General features: G+C 69.8%; 13 protein-coding genes, 1 tRNA gene and 1 pseudogene. 12 read left to right on the top strand and 3 right to left on the bottom strand.

Annotation, left to right across the window (positions count from 1 at the left end; translation table 11 throughout):
* Nucleotides 1–166 precede the first annotated feature (166 nt).
* From ACWELJ_RS10615 to ACWELJ_RS10595, 5 genes are all read left to right on the top strand, one after another.
* Nucleotides 167–1,912 (top strand): ABC transporter family substrate-binding protein, encoded by a 1,746-nt coding sequence (locus ACWELJ_RS10615; RefSeq protein ID WP_452365971.1) that lies wholly within the window; start codon nt 167–169, stop codon nt 1,910–1,912.
* Nucleotides 1,909–2,799 carry an N-acetyl-1-D-myo-inositol-2-amino-2-deoxy-alpha-D-glucopyranoside deacetylase gene (mshB, locus tag ACWELJ_RS10610; protein ID WP_452365926.1) on the top strand — a complete coding sequence of 297 codons (891 nt, stop codon included), beginning with the start codon at nt 1,909–1,911 and terminating at the stop codon, nt 2,797–2,799. Before ACWELJ_RS10615 ends, mshB begins: the two co-directional genes overlap by 4 nt.
* A gap of 12 nt (nt 2,800–2,811) precedes the next feature.
* Nucleotides 2,812–2,970, top strand: coding sequence for a hypothetical protein (locus tag ACWELJ_RS10605; protein ID WP_167333469.1), 159 nt, complete (start codon nt 2,812–2,814; stop codon nt 2,968–2,970).
* Nucleotides 2,967–3,461 (top strand): hypothetical protein, encoded by a 495-nt coding sequence (locus tag ACWELJ_RS10600; RefSeq protein ID WP_452365925.1) that lies wholly within the window; start codon nt 2,967–2,969, stop codon nt 3,459–3,461. Before ACWELJ_RS10605 ends, ACWELJ_RS10600 begins: the two co-directional genes overlap by 4 nt.
* A 96-nt stretch (nt 3,462–3,557) precedes the next feature.
* Nucleotides 3,558–4,862 carry an FAD-binding oxidoreductase gene (locus ACWELJ_RS10595; RefSeq protein WP_452365924.1) on the top strand — a complete coding sequence of 435 codons (1,305 nt, stop codon included), beginning with the start codon at nt 3,558–3,560 and terminating at the stop codon, nt 4,860–4,862.
* A 21-nt stretch (nt 4,863–4,883) separates the two neighbouring features.
* Here ACWELJ_RS10595 and ACWELJ_RS10590 read toward each other — a convergent pair whose 3' ends face one another.
* The 3 genes from ACWELJ_RS10590 to ACWELJ_RS10580 form a co-directional block, all read right to left on the bottom strand.
* Nucleotides 4,884–6,395 carry a PH domain-containing protein gene (locus tag ACWELJ_RS10590; RefSeq protein ID WP_452365970.1) on the bottom strand — a complete coding sequence of 504 codons (1,512 nt, stop codon included), beginning with the start codon at nt 6,393–6,395 and terminating at the stop codon, nt 4,884–4,886.
* Between the two features lie 116 nt (nt 6,396–6,511).
* A complete protein-coding gene (locus tag ACWELJ_RS10585; RefSeq protein WP_452365923.1) occupies nt 6,512–7,018 on the bottom strand; it encodes a PH domain-containing protein in 507 nt (168 codons plus the stop codon).
* Between the two features lie 53 nt (nt 7,019–7,071).
* Nucleotides 7,072–8,580, bottom strand: a complete 1,509-nt coding sequence (locus tag ACWELJ_RS10580) for a hypothetical protein (protein ID WP_452365922.1) — start codon at nt 8,578–8,580, stop codon at nt 7,072–7,074.
* A 174-nt stretch (nt 8,581–8,754) separates the two neighbouring features.
* Here ACWELJ_RS10580 and cofG point away from each other — a divergent pair.
* The 7 genes and pseudogenes from cofG to ACWELJ_RS10545 all read left to right on the top strand — a co-directional run.
* A pseudogene (gene cofG / locus ACWELJ_RS10575) lies at nt 8,755–10,068 on the top strand (7,8-didemethyl-8-hydroxy-5-deazariboflavin synthase CofG); the annotation flags it as partial.
* Nucleotides 10,069–10,293: 225 nt separating this feature from the next.
* On the top strand, nt 10,294–10,617 hold the full coding sequence (fdxA, locus tag ACWELJ_RS10570; RefSeq protein ID WP_040812194.1) for a ferredoxin: 324 nt from the start codon (nt 10,294–10,296) through the stop codon (nt 10,615–10,617).
* 9 nt (nt 10,618–10,626) lie between these two features.
* Nucleotides 10,627–11,733: a succinyldiaminopimelate transaminase gene (gene dapC / locus ACWELJ_RS10565; RefSeq protein ID WP_452365921.1), complete on the top strand. Its 1,107-nt coding sequence runs from the start codon at nt 10,627–10,629 to the stop codon at nt 11,731–11,733.
* 70 nt (nt 11,734–11,803) lie between these two features.
* A tRNA-Asp gene (locus tag ACWELJ_RS10560) sits at nt 11,804–11,877 on the top strand.
* A gap of 337 nt (nt 11,878–12,214) precedes the next feature.
* Entirely contained in the window at nt 12,215–13,702 is a 1,488-nt protein-coding gene (locus tag ACWELJ_RS10555) for a GMC oxidoreductase (protein ID WP_452365920.1), read from the top strand.
* A 76-nt stretch (nt 13,703–13,778) separates the two neighbouring features.
* Nucleotides 13,779–15,413, top strand: coding sequence for an L-glutamate gamma-semialdehyde dehydrogenase (pruA, locus tag ACWELJ_RS10550; RefSeq protein ID WP_452365919.1), 1,635 nt, complete (start codon nt 13,779–13,781; stop codon nt 15,411–15,413).
* The coding region (locus tag ACWELJ_RS10545) for a proline dehydrogenase family protein (protein ID WP_452365918.1) at nt 15,413–16,339 on the top strand (927 nt) is incomplete at its 3' end. The genes pruA and ACWELJ_RS10545, both read left to right, overlap by 1 nt.

The following is a 16,339-nucleotide window of genomic DNA, read 5'->3' as shown; positions in this document are numbered from 1 at the left end:
TGATCCGAGAATGGTCAGGGCCGGAGGCGTGAGAAGGGTCACGTGCCGAGCCGTACTCTGCGACATGGTGTCCGTCATTCATTTGGCGGGCACCATGTCGCGTATTGGTGGCGGGGCCGTGAAAGGTGGATCCAGTAGAGTGCCGAACGTGAGAACGGGGGCCCGGATGCGCGCATCGGTGCGCGCGATGTTGGTTCTGGTGGCGACCCTGCTGGCGGTCGCGACCGGCTGCACCGCGAATCCGCCGCCGCCCATCGAGTCCACGGACTCGCCCAAGACGCAGCCCGCCAAGCCCGGCAAGAATTCGGTCGTGGTCGCGGTGGACGACATCGGGATCGGGTTCAATCCGCATCTGCGGTCGCAGCAGTCGCCCGCGACGGCGGCGGTGGCGTCGATGGTGTTGCCGAGTCCGTTCAAGGCCGCGCCGACGCCCGGGGTGCCGGGGGCGACGGACTGGATTCTGAATCCGGCGCTCATGGTGTCGGCGGAGGTGACCGCGCAGGAGCCGTTCACGATCAGCTACCAGATCAAGAACGAGGCGTCCTGGTCCGATGGCGCGCCGATCGCGGCCGAGGACTTCAAATACCTGTGGCAGCAGATGATCACGCAGCCGGGCACGGTGGATCCGGCGGGGTATCGGCTGATCTCCGATGTCAGTTCCGCGGCGGGCGGCAAGACCGTGAATGTCACGCTGACGCAGCCGTATCCGGCGTGGCGGCAGCTGTTCACGGATCTGCTGCCCCAGCATCTGGTGAAGGACAGCGGTTTCGAACAGGGCCTGGTCGACACCATCCGGATCTCGGGCGGTCAGTTCCGGATCAAGCAGGCCGATCGCGGTCGCGAGGAGATCCTGCTGGAACGCAATGACCGGTACTGGGGTCAGCCCGCGGTGCCGGATCAGATCCTGTTGCGGCGCGGCGGAACTCCCGCGCAGGTGGCCGAGTCGCTGCGGGTCGGGGACGCGCAGATGGCGCTGGTGCACGGCGGGGTGGCGTTGCAGGCGCAGCTGGCGGCGATTCCCTCGGTGCGCACGGCCGTGATGGCGCAGTCGCGGGAGATGTCGCTGGTGCTCAATGGGCGCGGCGGGGATCTCGCCGATGTGCGGGTGCGGCGCGCGGTGCTGGCGCTGCTGGATCCGGTGTTGCTGGCGACGGTCGGCGCGCAGACCGGCAGCTGGGTGGAACCGGTTCGGGCGCAGGTGCTCTCGCCGTCGGATCCCGGGTACGCGGCCACGCAGCCGCCGCGGCTGCCGGTGGAGGAGGCGTTCGCGTTGCTCGCCGAGGCCGGATTCGCCCGGGCCGCGGAGACTCCCGCGGTGCCGTCGGCGACCTCGCCCGCGCCGCAGCCGCGGTCGCTGGCCAAGAACGGCAAGTCGCTGACGGTGCGGATCGGCGCGGTGGACGGTGACACCACATCGCTGGCGGTGGCCAATACCGCGGCCGACCAATTGCGCAGCGCCGGAATCGATGTCATCGTGCGCAGCGTCACCGCGGCGACGCTGTACGGCAAGGAGCTGACCGACGCCGGGATCGACGCGGTGGTCGGCTGGGAGCGCACCGGTCAGGATCCGGCGACCGTGCTGGCCTCCCGGTACGGGTGCGCGCCGGTGGCGCTGCCGGGCGACAACGGCGACACCACGGTGGCGGACGGTGCGAAGAAGTCGCCGTCGAATCTGTCCGGGGTCTGCGATCCGGGCCTGCAGCCCGGCATCGACGCCGCCCTGCGCGGCATCGATCCCGGCAAGGTGATCGCCGAGACCGAACCCCGGCTGTGGGAGCTGTCGACCGTGCTGCCGATCGTGCAGGACACCCAGGTGGCCGCGGCGGGCCCGCGCGTGGACGGGGCTTCGCTGAGCGGCGCCATCCAGACCGGCATCTTCGCGGATGCCGCCAACTGGCGGAGGCTGCCGTGACCATCGATTCCGCGCGTCACGGGCTGCTGCTGGTGCATGCGCACCCCGACGACGAATCCATCACGACCGGCGGCACCATCGCCCACTACCGCCGCCGCGGCGTCCCGGTCACCGTGGTGACCTGCACGCTCGGCGAGGAGGGCGAGGTCATCGGCGACGAGTACGCGCAGCTGGTGGCCGGGTCGGCCGATCAGCTGGGCGGCTATCGGATCGCCGAATTGACCAGGGCCCTGGACGCGTTGGACGCGGGCGCGCCGTATTTCCTGGGCGGCGCGGGCCGCTGGCGGGACTCCGGCATGGCCGGGTCGGCGTCGGCGCGTAATCCGCGGGCCTTCGTGAACTCCGGGGCCGCGGCCACCGACGAGCTGGTGCGGGTGCTGCTGGAGCTGCGCCCGCGGGTGGTGATCGGCTACGACCCGCGCGGCGGGTACGGCCATCCCGATCACGTTCGCGCGCACGAGATCACCATGGCGGCCGTCGACGCCGCCTCGGACTGGGGCTGGACGGTCCCGAAGGTGTATTGGACGGTCACCGACGGCGCGGTGCTGGCCATGCACACCGAGGCGTTGAAGCGGCGCACCGTGGATCAGCTGCCGGGTGCGCTGCCGCGCGGCTGGCGGCTGCCGCACGAGGGCGAATTGGCGTGTGTCCCGGCGGAATCGGTCACCACCACGGTGGATGTGTCCGACGCGTTGACGGCCAAGCGGGCGGCGCTGCGGGCGCACGCCACCCAGGTGACGGTGGCCCCCTCGGGCCGGGAGTTCGCGCTGTCGAACGATGTCGCCCAGCCGGTGCTGCCGGAGGAGCATTACATTCTGGTGCGGGGTGAGCGCGGCCCACTCGGCCCCGACGGTCGGGAACATGATCTCTTCGGCGGGCTGGAATGAGAGACTGAGGCTATGTACAACTGGGACCTCCAGAACGCCATCGCGGCGTTCGTCGAGAGCCAGCGCCCCTACTTCGAGTGGCAGCACGAGCTGTACCTGTCGGTGCTGTACGGCTTCGTGGACATGCAGAGTCACCTGCTGACGCTGCTCGGTTTCCCGCCGGTGCCGTGACGACCGCCGTCGAAGCCCGCTCGGGTGGGGTGGCGGCCGGGCGGCCGGGCCGCGCCGTGCTGAACGCGGTGATCGCCGGGCTGCTGCTGGTCGACGCCGTGATCACGCTCGGCCTCGAGGTGCTGTTCCTGCCGCTCTACGCCGGCAAGGCCACCATTCCCGAGCCCGCCCCCGTGCTGGCCGCGGGCTCGCTGGCCTCGAGCATGACCTCGGGCGCGATCGCGGTGCCGGTCGCCGCGCTGGTGGCGGCGGTGGTGAATGTGCTGCTGGTGATGGGCATGGGCGTGGCGACCGATCGGATCGGCGTGATGGCGCTGCCGATCCTGGTGTGGGCGTTGGGCTTCCTGATCTGCGCGGGTTTCAGCCCGAGCGGCTACGCGCTGCTCATGGGCGACTGGCCCACCATGCTGCTGCTGATCTGCGGGCTGCTGCCCGCGGGCATGTACCTCTACTACCGGGCCACCGCGCGCTTGGCCGCGGCCGGAGCCTGAATTCCCCGAGCGTTTTCCGCGGCGGTGTCACACTTCGCCGCCGGATCTCGTCAACCCTGCGGAATCGCGTTCGCGATCGGAGACGAGGGGAAGACGATGGGATTCGACGAACTGCGCAATACCGTCCGCGGCCGGGTGCTGGAGGCCGGTGACGCTGACTTCGACCGGATCGCGCGGCCGTGGAGCCTGGCGGTGACGCAGCCGGTGGCCGTGGTCGCCGAGGCCGCCGACGCCGGGGATGTGGCCGCGGTGGTGGACTACGCGCGCGCCGCGGGCCGTCCGGTGGTGACCCAGCCGACCGGGCACGGTGCGGCGGGCGGGGTCGAGACCGCGATCCTGCTGCGCACCGGCGCGCTGGATCGCCTGGAGATCGATCCGGTCGCCCGGGTGGCGCGGGTCGGTGCCGGCGTGCGGTGGGGCCGGGTGCAGGCGGCGGCCGCCGAGCACGGGCTCACCGGGCTGGCGGGCAGCAATCCGGTGGTCGGGGTGACCGGGTACACGCTGGGCGGCGGCGCGGGCTGGTTCGCCCGCAAGTTCGGGTGGGCGTCGAACGCGGTGCGCGCCTTCGAGATCGTGGACGCCGACGGCCGCCCCGGCCGGGTGACCGCCGACAGCGATCCGGACCTGTTCTGGGCGTTGTCCGGCGGCGGCGGTGATTTCGCGGTGGTGACCGGGCTCGAATTCGAGCTGTTCCCCGCGCCGGAAGTGTACGGCGGCCGGGTGATGTGGCCCGCCGAGCGGCTGCCCGAAGTATGGGAGGCCTTCCGGGCGTTGACTTCTCGGGCTCCTGACGAGCTGTCGGTGTGGTTCCAGCGCTTCCAGTTCCCGCAGTCGCCGGAGTTGGTGGCCCTCGACGTCGCCTACCTCGGCGATGCCGACAGCGGCCGGGACCTGGTGTCGGCGCTGGACCGGATCGGCGGCGCGGTTTCCGATTCGCGGGCGCCCCTGTCGGTCGCCGAGATCGGGACCATCACCTCCGAGCCGACCGATCCCAGCCCGGCCATCGGCCGCACCGAACTGCTGCCCGAGCTGACGGCGGCGGCGGAGAAGATTCTGCTCGGCGAATCCGTCGCGCCACTGGCCAATATCCAGGTGCGCGGCCTCGGCGGCGCTCTGGCCGGGCCCGCGGCGGGCGCGCGCGGTGCGCTGTCCGACGGGTACCTGGTGTATCTGCTGGGCATCGGACTGCCGCACCTGCGCGACGCGGTGCACGCGAAACTGGACACGTTCGTCGGGCAGCTGGGTGATCAGGTCAGCGGGCGCAAGCCCTTCACGTTCCTGTCCCCGGGCGAGTCGGCGGCCGCCGCGTTCGACGCGGCGACTCTGGATCGCCTGCGCGCCATCAAGCGAGAGCGCGACCCGCACAACGTGATTCGCTCCAACTACCCGGTCCAGGACTGATCGTCCGCGGGCCGGGCCGGATCACCGCCGCACCGGGACGCCCAGCTGTCCCGGCGTGACCGACTCGATGAGCCCCCACGCCTGCTCGAGTGGCAGATCGATGACGTGATACCGCTTCTTGCCCGCCGCCGACGCCGCCACCACGGTGGCCACGCCCGCGCGGCGCTGGAAGAAGGTCTGGCGCACGGTCCAGCCGATGACGCCGGGGGCTTCCAGGCAGTCGCGGTCGCGGTCCAGGCAGCCGCTGCGAGTGATGAGCCACGCCGGGTTGCCGTCGGCGGCGGGCAGGACGGCGTGGCCGAGGCCGCGGTACCGATCCCACCCGAGCGCGACGGCGATCGGCACGGCGACCGCCAACGCGATCGAAGTCCAGAGCGGGATATGGCCTCCCGCAAGGCGAATCGCGACCAGGGCGACCGCCGCGGCCGCGAGCGGGCCCAGTGCCCGGGTGTAGCGGCGGCGGTGCGCGGCGGGGCCGTGCGGCAGCAGCGGCACGGTGACCAGTTCGGATGCCGATGGGGCGGGCCCGGTGGGGCCCGCGGGGTTCGCCGCGAGCCGGGTGTGGCCCGTGCCCAGCAGGTGGGCCAGCGTCCGGTGCACGGCGGCGCGGGGCGCCTGCGGCAGGATCTTCTGCCGCGGGCTGGTGCCGGTCATGATGGCTTCGAGTTCGGCGGCGCCGGCCAGGCGCAGCAGCAGCGGTTCGTTCACCGTCGCGCCGCGCAGGCGGGCCAGGTCGAGGGTGGTCTGGCGGGTGGTGAGCAGGCCGTGCCGGATGGTGAGGGTCTTGCCGTCGTCGTGGACCTGGAGTCCGAACCAGGTCAGCAGGTAGCGGGCGCAGGCGGCCACGCTGACCACGACCACGAGCAGCACGATCAGCAGCGCGACCACGCCCGCGATGACGCCCGCGCCGCGGTGGCCGACGTCCTGGACGGTGCCCGATCTCAGGAAGAGCTGCGCGAAGCCGTACTGGAAGGCCAGACCCACGACCGGCGCGATGATGGCGAAGCCGGTCAGCGAGAGCGGGGCATAGCGCACCCAGTCCGATCGCCAGTGCGCGATCTCGACGGCGTCCTCGGCCGCGGCGGGGGTCTCGGGTGTGATCGGCTGCGGGACAGTCGATTCCGCGGCGGACCGGGTGTGCGCCAGCAGCGTGTTCCGCAGGTCCGGCACCAGTGTCGCGTCCAGGGAGTCCAGCTTGAACTGTTCCCGCTTGTCCACGTGCTGCCCGGTGCCGATGGACAGCACCGCCAGGCCGAGCGCCCGGTGCAGCAGGTCGGCCTCCACGTCCACCGAGCGGACCCGGTTGCGCGGCACCGAGAGCCGTTTGCGCTGGAGCAGACCGGTGCGTAGCTCCACATTGTCGGGGGTGATGCGGTAGGTGGTGGTGAACCAGCGGGTGAGCGCGAAGGCCACGATCACGCCGACCACGGTGAGGCTCCACAGCGGGTTGTCGGCGCGGGCGCCCGCGACCAGGGTGGCGATCAGGACCGGGATGAAGCGGATGAGTTCGGTGACCGGGTGTACCAGCAGCATGCGCTTGTCGAGCCGCTGCCAGCCCGCACCGGCCGGTTCGAGGTTCGCGGGCAGAGGTGAAAGCTGTTCTGTCGGATAGGAATCGGAGAAGTCGTCCGGCTGGTGGGGCGGCTCGCTCACGTGGCGTCCCCGCGGTGCTGGGCGGCGATCGCGGTCAGCTGGGCGACGGTGTCCCGCGCGTCGGCCAGGGCCAGGGCGCTGATGTGCACCGCCCCCGCCGAGGAGGCGGTGGTGACGGTGACGGTGGCCAGCCCGAGCAGTCGCTCGAGCGGCCCGCGATAGGTGTCGACCGTCTGCACCCGGGTGATCGGCGCGACCCGGCTCTCCTGGGTGAACCAGCCGGTCCGGGTGTAGACGGCCTCATCGGTGATCTCCCACCGGTGCACCGCGTACCGCCACAGCGGAATCACCACGATGCTGAAAACCGCTGCCAGCAGCACGATTCCGAGCGCCAGCCCCTGCGTTGCGCGCCGGTGGGCGTCGAACAGCGCCCAGACCCCCACCCCCAGGACCGGCACCACCCAGGACAGGGCGGCGCTCAGCGCCCACAGCAGTTTGGCGCGGGGGCTGGGCCGCCGGGCCGGGTCGGCGAGCAGGCCGCCGGGAGCGAGGGGCTCGGACATGGTGCCCATGCTTGCATGGATTGCGCCGCGGAGGCGGTTGTTGGGAGGGCCCGCTACTTGGGGGTGACGCGGTAGAGCCCGGTCGTGGTGCCCTGGTACTGGATTCGGCCGGGTGCGATGGTGCCGACCATCTCCAGGGTGTCGTTGATCGTGGTCGCGCCGACGAACTGCTCGGAGTCGACCTTGCCGGTGTTGGCGTCGATCACCGCGAAGCTGTAGTTGTCGGTGACGCCCGCCGAGCCGCTGCCGAGTCCGGCGCTGCCGCTGCCCAGGCCCGAACTGCCGCTGCCCAGGCCGCTGCTGCCGAGCGCGCCGCTGCCGCTGCCCAGCAGCGAGTGCCGGGTGAAGGTGTAGATCTTGCCGTCGGCCACGGACAGTCGCGGCACCGCCGAGGAGGGCACGGTGTTGGTCCAGACCACGGTGCAGCCGGAGCCGGTGACGTCGATGCGGGTCATGCCGCCCGAGATCGGCGCGCTGGCGGGCTGGCTGGCGCCCGCGTTGGGCGGCAGCGCCGGGTACGGGTAGCCGTAGGTGCTGGCCACGAACACGCTGTTGCCGGATCCGATGGGGGAGTTCTCGGTGCCGTCGATGGCGGGCACCGAGCAGACGGGCGTTCCGGTGGCCGTGTTGTAGACGAGCAGGTTCTCCTTGGTGGCGGCGTTGTCGGTGATGGCCAGGTATTCGGTGCCGTCGCCGGGGCCGAAGAAGGTCGGGGTGGCGCCGGTGCCCCAGCTCAGCTGGCCGGGCTTGCGCGCGGGGCCGCGGTCGTAGGCCTGCCGCCAGACGATCCGCGGGTTGCCGCCGCCGTCCACGTCGAGCAGGTAGAGGGCGTGGTCGGTGGCGACGGCCATGCCCTGGGGGCCGGTGGCGATGCTGTTGGCCACGTTCTCGCCGGGCGCGAGCACCAGGGAGCGCGCGCTGCCGTCGAGGTTGACGAATCCGGCGGCCGCGCCGTCGGTGGCGAACCAGACCCGGCCCTGGTAGTCGGGGGAGACGGAGCTGACCGCGTCGCAATCACCGCCGCCGCAGTGTCCGGTGACCGCCTGTGTCACATCGGTTTTCGAGGCGATGGACAGTGACCATCGGCCGTCGGAGCCGCGCTGGTGCCCGATCCGCAGCAGGTTGCCGGAGCCGTCGACGGTGACCATCTGATCGTGATTGTCGAGGTAGGCGTAGACGCCGCCGAGCAGGCTGCCCTTGGTGAGGTCGAGCGAGGCGAGGGTGTTGCCGTTGCTCGGATCCAGCAGCAGCACCTTCGGCGCCCGGTCGGTGATCTTGGTGCACAGCGCTTGGGGGAGGCCGTCCGCGCCCTGCAGGATGGTCGGGCAGGCCGCGCCCTCCTCGTGGAAGTCGGCGTTCACCCCGCCGGTGCCGACGCCCGGCAGCGGGGTGGTGTCGGAGGCTTCCGAATCGCCGTGCATGGTCGCGGTGCCGACCGGTCCCAGATAGGGATTGGCCGGTGGGACCGGCCCGAAGGCGGACGCGGTGCTGGTGGCGATGGTGAGTAGGGCGGTGGCGCCGAGGCCGGCGACGACGGCGGCACGTCGGATTTGCGCGAGCACGAAGATCTCTCCCTTTTCTGCTGGGAAGTAGTCGCCCGCGAGGCTATTGGATGGTTTCCGAGATTTGAATAGATGTACTCGAGGATGCAAGTAATTGCATCGGAATATCGTCGGTGGCCGCGCGGGTTGCCTCGTTGCATGGCACCCGAGTCGAATCAGCGGGATGGATGGCGCATGATCGTGGACGTGACGGATCTACCCACCCCGAGCCTGCCGCGCCCGGTCCGGGAGCAGGCGACACCCGATGCCGCGGCCATGCGAACCGCGCTGCGCAGTGCCCGGGACGGCGTCGCGCTCGACCTCGACGCGGCCGTCGTACTGCTGCAGGCGCGCGGCGCGGACCTGGTCGAGCTGTGCGAGTCGGCGGCGCGGGTACGCGACGCCGGGCTGCGGGAATCCGGGTACGCGGGCGAGACCCTGCCGATCACCTACTCGCGCAAGGTGTTCATCCCCATTACGCACCTGTGCCGCGACCGCTGCCACTACTGCACCTTCGTCACCGTGCCCGGCAAGCTGCGCGCCCAGGGCAAGGGCATGTACATGGAGCCCGAGGAGATCCTCGAGGTCGCCCGTCAAGGGGCCGAACTGGGTTGCAAGGAAGCGCTTTTCACCCTCGGTGACCGTCCCGAGGACCGCTGGCCCGAGGCCCGGCAGTGGCTCGACGAGCACGGCTACGCCTCCACCCTGGACTACATCCGCGCCATGGCGATCCGGGTGCTCGAGGAGACCGGCCTGCTGCCGCATCTCAACCCCGGCGTCATGAGCTTCGACGAACTCGAGTGGCTCAAGCCGGTCTCGCCGTCCATGGGGATGATGCTGGAGACCACCTCCACCCGGCTGTTCACCGAACCCGGTCAGGCGCACTACGGTTCGCCCGACAAGGATCCGGCGGTGCGGCTGCGGGCGCTCGCCGACGCCGGCCGGCACGCGGTGCCGTTCACCACCGGCATCCTGGTGGGCATCGGCGAGACCATCGTCGAGCGGGCCGAGTCGATTCTCGCGATTCACCAGCTGCACAAGGCTTTCGGGCACGTGCAGGAGGTCATCGTGCAGAACTTCCTGGCCAAGCACGACACCGCCATGCGGCACAGCCCCGACGCCGGGATGGAGGAGTTCCGCGCCGCCATCGCGGTGACCCGCCTGGTGATGGGCCCGGGGATGCGCGTCCAGGCCCCGCCGAACCTGGTGTCGCTCGAGGAGTGCCGGGCGCTGCTGGGGGCGGGCATCGACGACTGGGGCGGGGTCTCGCCGCTGACCCCGGACCACGTGAATCCGGAACGCCCGTGGCCGAACCTGGACACCCTGGCGCGGATCACCGCCGACTGCGGCTATGCGCTGACCGAGCGGGTCACCGCCCACCCCGAATACGTGCTGGCAGGCGCGCCCTGGATCGATCCGCGCATCGCTGGCCATGTTGCCGCGCTGGTCGATCCGGTGACCGGCCTGGCCGCCGACGTGCGGCCGAAGGGTCTGCCGTGGCGCGAGCCGATCGGCTCGCGGACCCTGAGATAGGCGTCTCGCGCCGGTGTTCACGGCCCGCCCCGGTCTGGACTGACGGAGCGGGGGAGCGAAGCGGAGGAGCGGAGGAGGGAAGACCGGGGTTATTAAGGGCCGTGAACAGCCCGGAGCGCAGCGGAGGGCAAATCAGACACTGATAGGGTTTCGCCGGGGGGAGGTATCCCCCTCAGGTGTGGACAGACTAGGAGAGCGGCAGTGCCGTACATCATCGCTGAACCGTGCGTTGACGTGAAGGACAAGGCGTGCATCGAGGAATGCCCCGTGGACTGCATCTACGAGGGTGGACGCATGCTGTACATCCAACCCGACGAGTGCGTGGACTGTGGTGCGTGTGAGCCGGTCTGCCCGGTGGAAGCCATCTTCTACGAAGACGACACCCCGGATCAGTGGGCCGGTTACGTGAACGCCAACGTCGACTTCTTCGACGACCTGGGTTCCCCGGGCGGCGCCACCAAGGTCGGCAAGGTCGACTACGACCCGCCGTTCATCGCCGCGCTGCCGCCGATGGCGAGCGAGTAGGACCGAGATTTGACCGCGCGTGGCCGGGTCAGCGCACTGCTGCCCGATTTCCCCTGGGACACCATCGCTTCCGTGAAGGCGAAGGCCGCTTCGCATCCGGACGGCATCGTCGACCTCTCGGTCGGAACCCCGGTCGATCCGGTGGATCCGCTGATCCGCGAGGCGCTTTCGTCGGTGGCGGAGGTACCCGGGTACCCGACCACGCACGGCACGCCCGAATTGCGGGAGGCCGTCGTGGCGGCCCTGAAGCGGCGATTCGGGATCACGGGGGTGGACCCGGCGGCGGTGCTGCCGGCCATCGGCACCAAGGAGCTCATCGCCGGGCTGCCGCGGCTGCTGGGGCTGGGCGCCTCGGACCTGGTGGTCATCCCCGAGGTCGCGTACCCGACCTACGAGGTGGGCGCGCTGCTCGCCGGCACCCGCTACCTGCGGGCCGACAGCACGGTGGCGCTGGGTCCGGAGCGGCCCGCGCTGATCTTCCTGAACTCGCCGTCCAACCCGACCGGCAAGGTGCTCGGCGTCGACCATCTGCGCAAGGTGGTGCGGTTCGCCCGCGAGCGCGGCGCGATCGTGGCCTCCGACGAGTGCTACCTGGGCCTGGCCTGGGAGGGTCGCGCGCTGTCGATCCTCGATCCCGAAGTGTGCGACGGTGATCACACCGGCCTGCTGGCCATCCACTCGCTGTCCAAGACCTCGAATCTGGCCAGCTACCGCGCGGGTTTCGTGACCGGTGACCCGGAGTTGGTGGCGGAGCTGCTGGAGGTGCGCAAGCACTCCGGCATGATGCTGCCGTACCCGATCCAGGCGGCCATGACCGCGGCCCTCGGCGATGACGCGCACGAGGTCCAGCAAAAGGACCGCTACCGTGCCCGCCGGGTGGTGCTGCAAGATGCGCTGCGGCGCGCGGGATTCCGGATCGACGATTCCGAGGCGGGCCTGTACCTGTGGTCGACGCGGGACGAGCCGTGCCGCACCACCCTGGATTGGCTGGCCGCGCGCGGCATTCTGGCCGCCCCGGGCGAGTTCTACGGGCCGCGCGGGAATCAGCATGTGCGCATTGCCCTCACGGCCACCGACGAGCGCATCACCGCCGCGGCTGATCGTCTGACCAGCTGATTTTCGGTTACCCGGGCCCGCGTGATACCGTCTACGACGTCGCGAGGCCGGATGGCCGAGCGATTCGTAAGGCCCTGTGGCGCAGTTGGTTAGCGCGCCGCCCTGTCACGGCGGAGGTCGCGGGTTCGAGTCCCGTCAGGGTCGCAAGTGCACAGCCTCCCCACCATCTCGGTGGGGAGGCTTTTCGCTGTCCGTCCCGGTTGCTCGTGGGTAGCGAGATATGTTGTCAGCTCTCGTTTTGTGAAAACTGACACACGTTCTCTCCAGAACATCTATAACAAGTTCTCATCGCAACTCGATGAGGAGTATTTCAGTGCGTGGATTGTCTTATGAAACCCCCGGCAAGAGTGTCTACGGCAGCAATGTCAGCCGACGAGGGTTCCTAGCTGCAACGGGGGTTGTTCTCGGGGCGGCCGCGCTACTAGGGAAGCTCCCAGCGGCCCGGGCCTTACCCGCCGGGTCGATCACTGACGGCGACCAGATGCCGGTCCTGGTAATTGGAACAGGTTATGGCGGCGCGGTCGCGGCCCTGCGGCTCGCGCAGGCCGGGCAGAACGTAGTCATGGTCGAGAAGGGCATGTCCTGGAGCCAACCCGGTTCCGACGGCAAGGTCTTCTGCAACATGCTCAAGCCCGACGGCCGCTCGTTCTGGCTGCGCACCGAGACCGACCAGCCGGTCAACCACTTCATGGGCGCGCCCTACAACAAGTCGATCTCCCGGTACACCGGCGTGCTGGATTCCGAGCAGTTCAGCGGGATTCGCATCTACCAGGGCCGCGGCGTCGGCGGCGGCTCGCTGGTCAACGGCGGTATGGCGGTGACGCCGCAGCAGAGCTGGTTCCCGACCATCCTGCCGTCGGTGGATCCGGGCGAGATGTACAACACCTACTACCCGCGCGCCAATGCCGGGCTGAAGGTGAACAATATCGACCCGACCTGGTTCGACAGCGCCGACTGCTACCAGTTCGCGCGCGTCGGGCGTAAGCAGGCCGAGCGGTCCGGCTTCAAGTGGAGCTTCGTCCCCAACGTCTACGACTTCAACTACATGAAGCAGGAGCAGGCCAACACCGCGCCGCGCTCCGCGCTCAACGCCGAGGTCATCTACGGCAACAACTACGGCAAGAATTCCCTGGACAAGACCTATCTCGCGGACGCCTCGGCCACCGGCAAGGTGACCATCGTCCCGCAGCACGTGGTCACCACGGTGTCCCCGGCCAACGGCGGCGGGTTCTCGGTCGTGATGAACCAGATCGACACCAGCGGCAATACCGTGAAGTCGAAAACGGTTACGGCGCAGAAGGTCTTCTTCGCGGCCGGCAGCGTGGGCACCAGCAAACTGCTGGTGACCCAGAAGGCGACCGGCAAGCTGCCCAACCTGCCCGACTCGGTCGGCGCGGGCTGGGGCAACAACGGCAATGTCATGGTGGCCCGGCAGAACCAGGCCTGGGACGCCACCGGCAGCCTGCAGTCCTGCATCCCCTGCCTGGGCATCGACAACCTGGCCGACAGCGGCGGTCCGGCCTTCGCCGAGGTCTCGCCGTTCCCGGCCGGGATCGAGACCTTCGCCAGCCTGTATCTGGCCATCACCAAGAACCCGAACCGGGCCAAGTTCACCTACAACTCCGGCAGCGGCGGGGTCGACCTGAACTGGCAGACCTCCTGGAACCAGCCCGGCATCGATGCCGCCAAGCGCATCTTCGACAAGATCAACAGCAAGGAAGGCACCATCTACCGGACCGACCTGTTCGGTACCTACAAGACCTGGGGCGACGACTTCGCCTACCACCCGCTGGGCGGCTGCGTGCTCAATGTGGCCACCGACAACTACGGCCGCCTCTCGTCGTACCCCGGCCTCTACGTCATCGACGGCTCGCTGATTCCCGGCTTCACCACGGTCAACCCGTTCGTAACCATTACGGCGTTGGCGGAACGCAACATTGAGAAGATCATCGCCGAGGACTTCCACTGATGTAAAAATTCCGCTGTAGCGGCCGTCGGGGCGTGTTCTGTCCGGCCGGGCGGGGACGATCGCGATAGTGTTGGATATGGACGCTGTCACGGTTGTCCCCGCTCCCGTCAATGAACCGGTGCACACCTACGCCCCCGGCAGCCGCGAACGCGAGCTGCTGGCCGCGCGGCTGGCCGAACTCTCCGCCGAAACCGTTGAAGTGCCGCTGGTGATCGGCGGCAAACACCAGCCCGGCGCGGGTGAACGGCGCGAGATCGTGATGCCGCACCGGCGCCGGCACGTACTGGGGACCTACGCCAACACCACCCACGACGAAGCCCGCGCGGCCATCGCCGCGGCGACCGCGGCCGCGCCCGGCTGGCGGGCCATGCCCTTCGAGGAACGGGCCGCCATCCTGTTGCGCGCCGCCGACCTGCTGGCCGGGCCCTGGCGCGAGACCATCGCCGCCGCCACCATGCTCGGGCAGTCGAAATCGGTGCAGCAGGCCGAAATCGACGCACCGTGTGAGCTGGTCGACTTCTGGCGGTTCAACGTGGCCTTCGCGCGGGGCATCCTGCAGGAGCAGCCGCGATCCGCGCCGGGGGTATGGAATCGGATGGACTACCGGCCCCTCGAAGGGTTCGTGTACGCCGTCACGCCGTTCAACTTCACCGCCATCGCCGGGAACCTGCCCACCGCGCCCGCGCTCATGGGCAATACGGTCGTCTGGAAACCCTCACAGACACAGACGCTTTCGGCCTACCACACCATGAAGCTGCTGGAGGAGGCCGGGCTGCCGCCGGGTGTCATCAATATGGTGACCGGGGACGGCGCGCAGTTGTCGGAGGTCGTGCTGGCCGATCCCCGGCTGGCGGGCATCCACTTCACCGGATCGACGCGCACCTTCCAATACCTGTGGCAGACGGTGGGCTCGAATATCGGCCGATACCACGGCTATCCACGGCTGGTGGGGGAGACCGGCGGCAAGGACTTCATCCTCGCGCACCCCTCCGCCGATCCGGACGCGCTGCGCGTGGCCATGATTCGCGGCGCCTACGAGTACCAGGGCCAGAAATGCTCGGCCGCCTCGCGCGCCTACATTCCGAAGTCGGTGTGGCGGCGGATGGGCTCGGACTTCCTGGCCGAGGTGGAGGCGCTGACCTATGGGGACGTGGCGGATCTGTCGAATTTCGGTGGGGCCGTGATCGACGACCGCGCCTACGCCAAATGCGTGGCCGCCATCGGCCGCGCCCGGGAACAGGGCATTTCCGTTCCGGCGGGTGGCGGCTTCGACGACCGCGAGGGCTGGTTCGTCCGGCCGACCGTGCTGCTCAGTGACGATCCGGGCGACGAATCCTTCGAGACCGAGTACTTCGGTCCGATCCTGTCGGTCTACGTCTACGACGACGGCGCGCCCGACGCCTTCGAGGAGATCATGGACGTGGTGGACGGGACCTCGCCCTACGCGCTCACCGGCGCCATCTTCGCCCGCGACCGCCAGGCCGTCGAATCCGCCACCGGCACACTGCGCTTCGCGGCCGGGAACTTCTACATCAATGACAAGCCCACCGGCGCGGTGGTCGGCCAGCAGCCCTTCGGCGGAGCCCGGGCCTCGGGCACCGACGACAAGGCGGGCTCGTATCTCAACCTGCTGCGCTGGGTCGCGCCCCGCACCCTGAAGGAAACGTTCATCCCGCCCACCGAGTACCGCTACCCCCACATGGAGGCGTGATGAACCCATTGCGCCCGGCGATCCTGGCGGCCGCCGGGTCGTCCCGGATCAAGGACGTCATCACGAAGGTGCCGGTGACGGCGGCGGTGGTGCGGCGGTTCGTCGCGGGGGAGACCCGGGCGGACATGGTGCCGGTGGCGCGGGCGCTGCTGGAGAGCGGGCGTTCGGTCAGCGTCGACTTCCTCGGCGAGTACACCACCGACCGCGCTCAGGCGGATGCCGCTGTGGCGGAGTACTTCTCGCTCATCGACGACCTGGCCGAGGCGGACCGGACCGCCGCCGGGGCGCTCACCGACATCCCGCGGGTGGAGGTCTCGCTCAAGTTGTCGGCGCTGGGCCAGTCGCTGGGGCAGGACGGTCCGGCCATCGCCGCGGAGAACCTGCACAAGCTGTGCGCGAAGGCCGTCGAACGCCACGTCTGGGTGACCGTCGACGCCGAGGACCACACCACGACGGCCGAGACCCTCGCGGCGGTCCGCGCCGCCCGCGCCGAATTCCCTTGGCTGGCGGTCGCTGTGCAGACCTACCTGCGCCAGGCCGAGCACAATGTCCGCGACCTGGCCGCCGACGGCACCCGAATCCGCCTGTGCAAGGGCGCCTACCAGGAGCCCGACACCGTCGCCTACCAGCACCGCGCCGAGGTGGACGGGTCCTACCTGCGCTGCCTCGCGGTGCTCATGCGCACCGCCTGGTACCCGATGATCGCCTCGCACGACCCGGCCATGATCTCCGCCGCCCTCACCCTGGCCGCCGAAAACCACCGGACCCCCGGTGATTTCGAATTCCAGATGCTCTACGGCATCCGCGACGCCGAGCAGCGCCGCCTGGTCGACGCGGGGCACGCGCTGCGCGTCTACATCCCCTACGGCACCCAGTGGTACGGCTATCTCATGCGCCGGCTCGCCGAACGCCCGGCCAATCTCGGC

The sequence above is a fragment of the Nocardia sp. NPDC004582 genome (assembly GCF_053602115.1).
This window is presented reverse-complemented; position numbering and strand designations above follow the sequence as displayed.

Excerpts from the sequence above, each read along its gene's own strand:
- ACWELJ_RS10585 (WP_452365923.1), bottom strand. The coding sequence starts at position 7,018 with ATGTCCGAGCCCCTCGCTCCCGGCGGCCTGCTCGCCGACCCGGCCCGG.
- ACWELJ_RS10615 (WP_452365971.1), top strand. The coding sequence starts at position 167 with ATGCGCGCATCGGTGCGCGCGATGTTGGTTCTGGTGGCGACCCTGCTG.
- pruA (WP_452365919.1), top strand. The coding sequence starts at position 13,779 with ATGGACGCTGTCACGGTTGTCCCCGCTCCCGTCAATGAACCGGTGCAC.
- ACWELJ_RS10590 (WP_452365970.1), bottom strand. The coding sequence starts at position 6,395 with ATGCTGCTGGTACACCCGGTCACCGAACTCATCCGCTTCATCCCGGTC.
- ACWELJ_RS10595 (WP_452365924.1), top strand. The coding sequence starts at position 3,558 with ATGGGATTCGACGAACTGCGCAATACCGTCCGCGGCCGGGTGCTGGAG.
- ACWELJ_RS10605 (WP_167333469.1), top strand. The coding sequence starts at position 2,812 with ATGTACAACTGGGACCTCCAGAACGCCATCGCGGCGTTCGTCGAGAGC.
- ACWELJ_RS10555 (WP_452365920.1), top strand. The coding sequence starts at position 12,215 with ATGCCGGTCCTGGTAATTGGAACAGGTTATGGCGGCGCGGTCGCGGCC.